The 6,003-nt window shown below is 65.0% G+C and carries 5 protein-coding genes and 1 pseudogene; 3 read left to right on the top strand and 3 right to left on the bottom strand.

All coding sequences use genetic code 11. From position 1 onward, the window contains the following. Both WB508_RS12565 and WB508_RS12560 read left to right on the top strand, forming a co-directional pair. Positions 1–692 (top strand): annotated as a pseudogene (locus tag WB508_RS12565) (MFS transporter); the annotation flags it as partial. Positions 693–702: 10 nt separating this feature from the next. Beyond that, positions 703–1,197, top strand: a complete 495-nt coding sequence (locus tag WB508_RS12560) for a beta-class carbonic anhydrase (RefSeq protein ID WP_423845217.1) — start codon at positions 703–705, stop codon at positions 1,195–1,197. Positions 1,198–1,267: 70 nt separating this feature from the next. Here the strand turns inward: WB508_RS12560 and WB508_RS12555 are convergent, their stop codons facing one another. Next, positions 1,268–3,328, bottom strand: a complete 2,061-nt coding sequence (locus tag WB508_RS12555) for a DNA gyrase/topoisomerase IV subunit B (protein WP_423845218.1) — start codon at positions 3,326–3,328, stop codon at positions 1,268–1,270. A 223-nt stretch (positions 3,329–3,551) separates the two neighbouring features. Here WB508_RS12555 and WB508_RS12550 point away from each other — a divergent pair, with 223 nt between their 5' ends. Further along, entirely contained in the window at positions 3,552–3,770 is a 219-nt protein-coding gene (locus WB508_RS12550) for a DUF7455 domain-containing protein (protein ID WP_423845216.1), read from the top strand. 105 nt (positions 3,771–3,875) lie between these two features. Here the strand turns inward: WB508_RS12550 and WB508_RS12545 are convergent, their stop codons facing one another. Together WB508_RS12545 and WB508_RS12540 are read right to left on the bottom strand one after the other, a co-directional pair. Next, entirely contained in the window at positions 3,876–4,721 is an 846-nt protein-coding gene (locus WB508_RS12545) for a VTC domain-containing protein (RefSeq protein ID WP_423845215.1), read from the bottom strand. Positions 4,722–4,798: 77 nt separating this feature from the next. Then, entirely contained in the window at positions 4,799–5,410 is a 612-nt protein-coding gene (locus WB508_RS12540) for a DUF4956 domain-containing protein (protein WP_423845214.1), read from the bottom strand. Positions 5,411–6,003 lie beyond the last annotated feature (593 nt).

The raw sequence follows: 6,003 nt of genomic DNA, 5'->3' as shown, positions 1-6,003 counted from the left end.
GCGCTTTGGCCGCACGACCGGCGTGGGGCGCGCTCGTCGTGTCGTTCTTCGTGGGCGCGGCCCTGATCGCGGCGCTCGTGGACATTCCGTTCTTCGCCCGACTCACGGTCCACCGCGAATCCCAGCTCGACGCGGCGCTGGTGCTGGTGCGGTTCTTGATCGCCCTTCCGGTCGGCGCCGTCATCGGCGGATACCTGCTGCGCCGCATCCCCGCCGGGCCGCTGACGGCGGCTGCCATGGTCCTGAGCGCTGTGTCGTTCTGGCACATGTCCACGTGGAATGCCACCTCGCTGGACAACGGCTACGAGACGATCTCGCTGATAGCGGCCGGCCTCGGCTTTGGCCTCGCCATCGCACCGGTCAACGCGGTCCTGCTGGAACACACTGCCGACACGGTGCACGGGGTCGCTTCTGGATTGCTCATCGTCGCGCGCATGATCGGCATGCTGCTGGGCATCTCCGCCTTGACGACGATCGGGCTGCGAGCCTTCTACTCCGCCTCAGCGCAGATTCCGCCCGCCCCTGAACTGTGCAACGGCAAGGCGTCACTGTGTCTGGCCTACCGCGACGCAGTGCGCGATGCCGGCATCACCCAGCTGCATGCCGTGTTCATCGGCGCAGCCGTCTGCGCGGCCATCGCCGCGGTCCTCGCCCTGGTCCTGCTGCGTCGACCGGTTCCCAAGGACCGCTAATCTTGGACTCGTGAACGAATTCGACGATCTGCTGGAAGCCAACCGCCAGTTCGCCGACGACTTCGGTCTGACCGGATTCGACGGCATCGCCCGGGCCGGGGTGGCCATGGTCACCTGCATGGACTCACGCATCGCTCCGTTGCAGATGATCGGTCTGGAGCCCGGTGACGCCAAGATCATGCGCAATCCCGGCGGTCGAGTCACCGACCAAGTGCTGGTGGCGCTGGTGCTCGGCGCCTCGCTCCTGCAGGTCAAGCGCGTCCTCGTGGTTGAGCACACTCGATGCGCCATGGCGACGTCGACCGAGGATGAGTTGAAGGCCCGGGTCTCCGAGGCGACCGGCTCCGACGCCTCCTGGATGACGTTGGGCGCAATCGTCGACCAGAGGGCCACCATTCGCGCCGACGTGCATCGCGTCACGAGCCACCCGCTCATCCCCGCCGACGTGTCCGTCGGCGGCTTCCTCTACGACGTCGACACAGGTCTGCTGCAGCCCGTCGTCTGAGACACGCGGTCGCCAGCGACAAGCCCTGCACCGTGATGTGGCTGGGCGCTTGTCGCAGGGCGAGCTCTGCTCAGGCGTCGATGTGGTCGACGTCGATGTCGTAGGCGCCCTGGACGATGAACTCCTTGCGGGGTGGAACGTCGTTGCCCATGAGCAGTTCGAAGACGTGATCGGCCTCCGCTGCGTCATCGACCGTCAGCCGTCGTAGTGTGCGGTGCCGAGGCTCCATCGTCGTCTCGGCCAGCTGATCGGCATCCATTTCGCCCAGACCCTTGTAGCGCTGCACCGGATCCTTCCAGCGCACATTTTTGCGCTTGAGCTCGGCCAGCTTCCGCTGCAGCTCGGCGTCGGAGTAGGTGTAGATGTATTGATCCTGTCCCTTCTTGGGACTGGACAGCTCGATGCGGTGCAGCGGCGGTACAGCCGTGAAGACCCGCCGCTCCTCCAACAATGGGCGCATGTAGCGGTAGAACAGCGTGGCGAGCAGGCAGCGAATGTGCGCTCCGTCGGAGTCGGCGTCGGCCATGAAGATGATGCGACCGTAGCGTGCGTTCGCCAGATCGAAGGTGCGCCCCGAGCCGGCGCCGACCACCTGAATGATCGAGGAGCACTCGGCGTTCTTGAGCATGTCGGCGATGCTGGCCTTCTGGACGTTCAGGATCTTGCCGCGGATGGGTAGCAGCGCCTGAAACTCCGAGTCGCGCGCCGCCTTGGCGGTGCCGAGAGCGGAGTCGCCCTCGACGATGAACAGCTCAGAGCGCTCGACATCGTTGCTGCGGCAGTCCGCCAGCTTGGCCGGCAGCGCGCTGGACTCCAGCGCATTCTTGCGCCGCTGCGTATCGCGCTGCTGGCGGGCCGCCAGGCGCGTGCGTGACGCGTCGACCACCTTCTGCATGACCTGGCGGGCCTTGGCCTTGTGGGCCACTTTGTTCGAGGACAAGAATGCCGTGAGCTCGCGGGTGACGATCTGATTGACGATCTTGGTGACCGCCGGCGTGCCGAGAATCTCCTTGGTCTGCCCCTCGAACTGTGGTTCGGCGAGCCGGACCGTGACGATCGCGGTGAGGCCCTCCAGCACGTCCTCCTTGGTGACGTCCGGGTCGCCACTCTTGAGCAACCGGGTGCCCCGCAAGACGTCGTTGAAACTCTTCGTGATGGCTCGCTCGAATCCACTGACGTGGGTGCCGCCCTTGGGCGTGGCAATGATGTTGACGAACGACGAGACCGTGGGGTCGTAGCCGGTGCCCCACCGCACCGCGATGTCGACGCCCAGCACTCGCTCGACGTCCTGTGGGGTCATGTGCCCCTTGGCGTCCAACATCGGGACGGTCTCGGTGAAGGTGTTCTCGCCCTGCAGTCGCATGACGTCGGTGACGGCCTCGTCAGTGGCCAAGAACTCGCAGAATTCGGCGATGCCACCGTCGTACCGGAACTTTTCCTCGTGCAGCTCTGGACCGCGTTCATCCCGGATGACCAGCTCGAGGCCCGGCACCAGGAATGCGGTCTGGCGAGCCCGCGCCACCAGCTCGTCGTAGGCGAAGGTGGCGGTCTTGATGAAGATCTGCGGGTCAGCCCAGTAGCGGACTCGGGTGCCAGTGCGCGCCTTGGCGACTTTGCCGACCTTGCGCAGCGTGTTGTCCGGCGAGAAGGCCGAGTCGGGGGTGTCGCCGTCGAACACACCTGGCTCACCGCGGCGGAACGACATCGCCCACGTGGCCCCGCCCTTGTCGACCTCAACGTCCATGCGCGAGGACAGGGCATTGACGACCGAGGCGCCAACGCCGTGCAGACCACCCGTGGCGTTGTACGAGCCGCCGCCGAACTTTCCGCCAGCGTGCAGCTTGGTGTAGACCACCTCGACACCGGTCAAGCCCGTCTTCTTCTCCCGATCCACCGGGACACCGCGGCCCTCATCGCGCACCTCGACCGAGCCATCGGCGTGCAGCATGACGTCGATGTGAGACCCGTGGTTCGACAGCGCCTCGTCGACCGAGTTGTCGATGATCTCCCACAAGCAGTGCATGAGACCACGGGTGTCGGTCGACCCGACGTACATGCCCGGGCGCTTGCGCACCGCTTCGAGGCCCTCGAGCACGAGCAGGTTGCGCGCGTCGTAGGTGGTGGTGTCGATGGTGGTGTCCCCTTCCGGAGGTGTGCCTCCACGATAATCCGGTCAACCCACGAGAGGAGCCAGACACGCGGCCCGTGCGCCTGCGCGCCTGCGCTGATTTGTCATCACCCGGGAGTATTCATGGTGTACATCACTCCCGCGGGCGAGGAATACCGAACCGTGATGTGATGTTGAACCAGGCAGACCCCCCACCCAGTTCAGGACGGACAGGAAGCAGGCCACCGTGAACACCTTGACAGCCACTGCCTCCCTCGGAGCCCTCGACCGCTGCGACCGCTGCGGCGCCCAGGCTTACGTGCGGGTCACTCTTGGCGGAGGTGGAGAGCTGTTGTTCTGTGCTCATCACGCCCGCCAGCACGAGGACAAGCTGCGCGAGATTTCCGCCGACATCCACGACGAGTCGGACAGGTTGATCCCCACCGGGGCGGGCTTGACCGACTGATTCAGCCATACCCACGAAGGCCCCGCCGGGACATCGGCGGGGCCTTCGTGGCTGGTGTGGCGTGGGACGTTCTGCCTTCGGTCCGAGGACGGGTCGACGGCAGCCTCAGGTGTCCCTGAATCGATGATGCAGGATCGACCCCTGCAGGAAGCGCACATCGTTGTCGGCGATCGTGGGGGTCATCATCGACACGGCCGCCGCATACTTGCTGAATGACCGAGGCCGTGTCCCCAAGGAACTGAGAGCCCGGTCGCCCACCGATGGCAGCACTGGGCCCTTGGTCTCGATCAGCGCGTAGGCAGGGTCGATCCAGACGTCGCCGGCTTCGAGTCGGCAGTGCAGGTTCCAGTCGATCGTGACGCGGGTGCCGTGGTCGAGATTCGCCAGCGTCGCGCGCCGGTAGGACACCTCAGCGCTCTGCACCATCGAGCTGGTATCGACCTCGGGGTGAGTCACTCCCAGATGGGTGGTCACGAAGTCGAGCTCCGCACCGCTGAGCTCACCGTACCGAGACGGGCTGCTTGGACCCATGACCTTGTGGGTCTGACCGCGATTGTCCTTGGTCTTGACCTCGATCCTGCACAGACCGTCTTCGACGTACAGGCGCGAGCGCACCTTCCAGCGACGTCGACGCTTCTGCACGTGGTGACGGCACGCGTCGAGATTCTCGGTGTCGTAGTACAACGTCCGGTAGAGGGTCGACCAACGGCCGTCGATCTCCAGCACTCGATGGCTGTCGGACAACACATCAATCAAAGATCGCACAGTCGTCAACGGTGCGAAGTACTTGCGGTCGGTGCGATGCATCAGTGCGGCATGCTCGACCATCTCCGCGAGAGACACGGTGGCTAGACGGTCCAGCGCGAAGGTGCCGGGGTCTTCTGAGCCGACGGCGATCAGAGGTCGTGCGGCCTGTGGCAGCACCTCCGGAGAACGCACGAGAGTCAGCATGTCGGCAGATCGTCTCGACGAGACGCTCGGCCGACGGGACGGGGCGCCGTCGAGATCAAAATCGAGAGCTGTCATCGCTAACCCCTCCTCGGCTGTGCCAGCTGCTCGGCGCTGGTGACGGCCGCCGCTCCAGGCGACGCGACGTACAGAACCGTGACCAGCGTCGTCTCACGCACGAAGTCGATCTCCTCGATCACGACGCTGAGAACCTCGACCGACAGACGGGCGACCAGGTCCGCCTTGACCTCCGTCGGATCAGTGACTGCGCGCTCGAGGGTCAGGCGCATGACGCGGGACGCCTGTTTGGAGCGGCTGTCATCGGCCACCCACACCACGATCAGGAGGGCGGCGTTCACGACCCCGGTCAACACGAAGTCACGATCCGGCAGGCCGTTGACCAAGCCAAGGATCAGTGAGATGAAGGTGTAGGCGACGTCCTTGATGGTGAATGCCGCACTCCGCAGACGCAGCAGCGACAGCAATCCGAAGAGACCAAAGCCGATGCCAGCGGCAAACTCGCCGCCTGTGATGGCGGCGAGCGCGCCAAACAGACCCGCGTTGAGGGAAGCCAACACCAGTGGCATGGACGCGACCGACTGCTTGGGCCGATAGAGCAGGCCTATCAGCACGAGCATCGCTGCCAGGTTGATACCGGTGCGGGCCAGCAGGTCGATCGAGGCGTCAGACATAGGGAGTCACCTTGCTGTTGATCATCGTCCCCGAGTCCGATGAGGCGTGTCGATCGGGCAAACTTACTGCGATGAGAGCGAACCGGTGGCAAAACTAAGAATTCTCTAGAGTTTTTTGAACACGGCGTGACACCTTGACACCTACGCTGCTTTCGTGTACGTTCCGCGCTGCTTCAGGCACGGGCGCAGGCCCCAGCGTGGCCTACTGCACTCGTGTCATGACGAGCGGCTTGTTTTGTGGCCCCTGACGTCGGCCATGCTTTCGATGCCACGCGTCGATCTCGAACGACATGTCTTGCACCGATCAGCGCACAGGCGGCGTGACCAGCTGGGAGACCGACAGGTCGGCCATGCTTGTGATGTCCTGCCCGTCCTGCGCCTCGACTTCCCGAACAATGTCCGGCGGCGTCGTCAGACAGCGCGGTTGAGTCGGCCGTAAGGCCTTGACTCGGCAGGGCGCCTCCGGGTCAGCCAGCGCTCTGGAGGGCCTTGATCTCGTCCCGGGCGGCGACCACCGCGGCGTGCTGTCGACTCACGACCTCGTGGAAGCCGGGGCTGAGGTCCTGCTGGAGCGCGTCTTCGTACTGCGAGAC

The organism is Aeromicrobium sp., assembly GCF_049586495.1.
Classification (GTDB): domain Bacteria; phylum Actinomycetota; class Actinomycetes; order Propionibacteriales; family Nocardioidaceae; genus Aeromicrobium.
The sequence above is the reverse complement of the archived record's forward strand: the minus strand, read 5'-3'. Positions and strand labels throughout refer to the sequence as shown.

What these genes read in the sequence shown, in the direction of transcription:
- WB508_RS12540 (WP_423845214.1), bottom strand. Translation starts at nt 5,410, where the DNA reads ATGTCTGACGCCTCGATCGACCTGCTGGCCCGCACCGGTATCAACCTG.
- WB508_RS12545 (WP_423845215.1), bottom strand. Translation starts at nt 4,721, where the DNA reads ATGCTGACTCTCGTGCGTTCTCCGGAGGTGCTGCCACAGGCCGCACGA.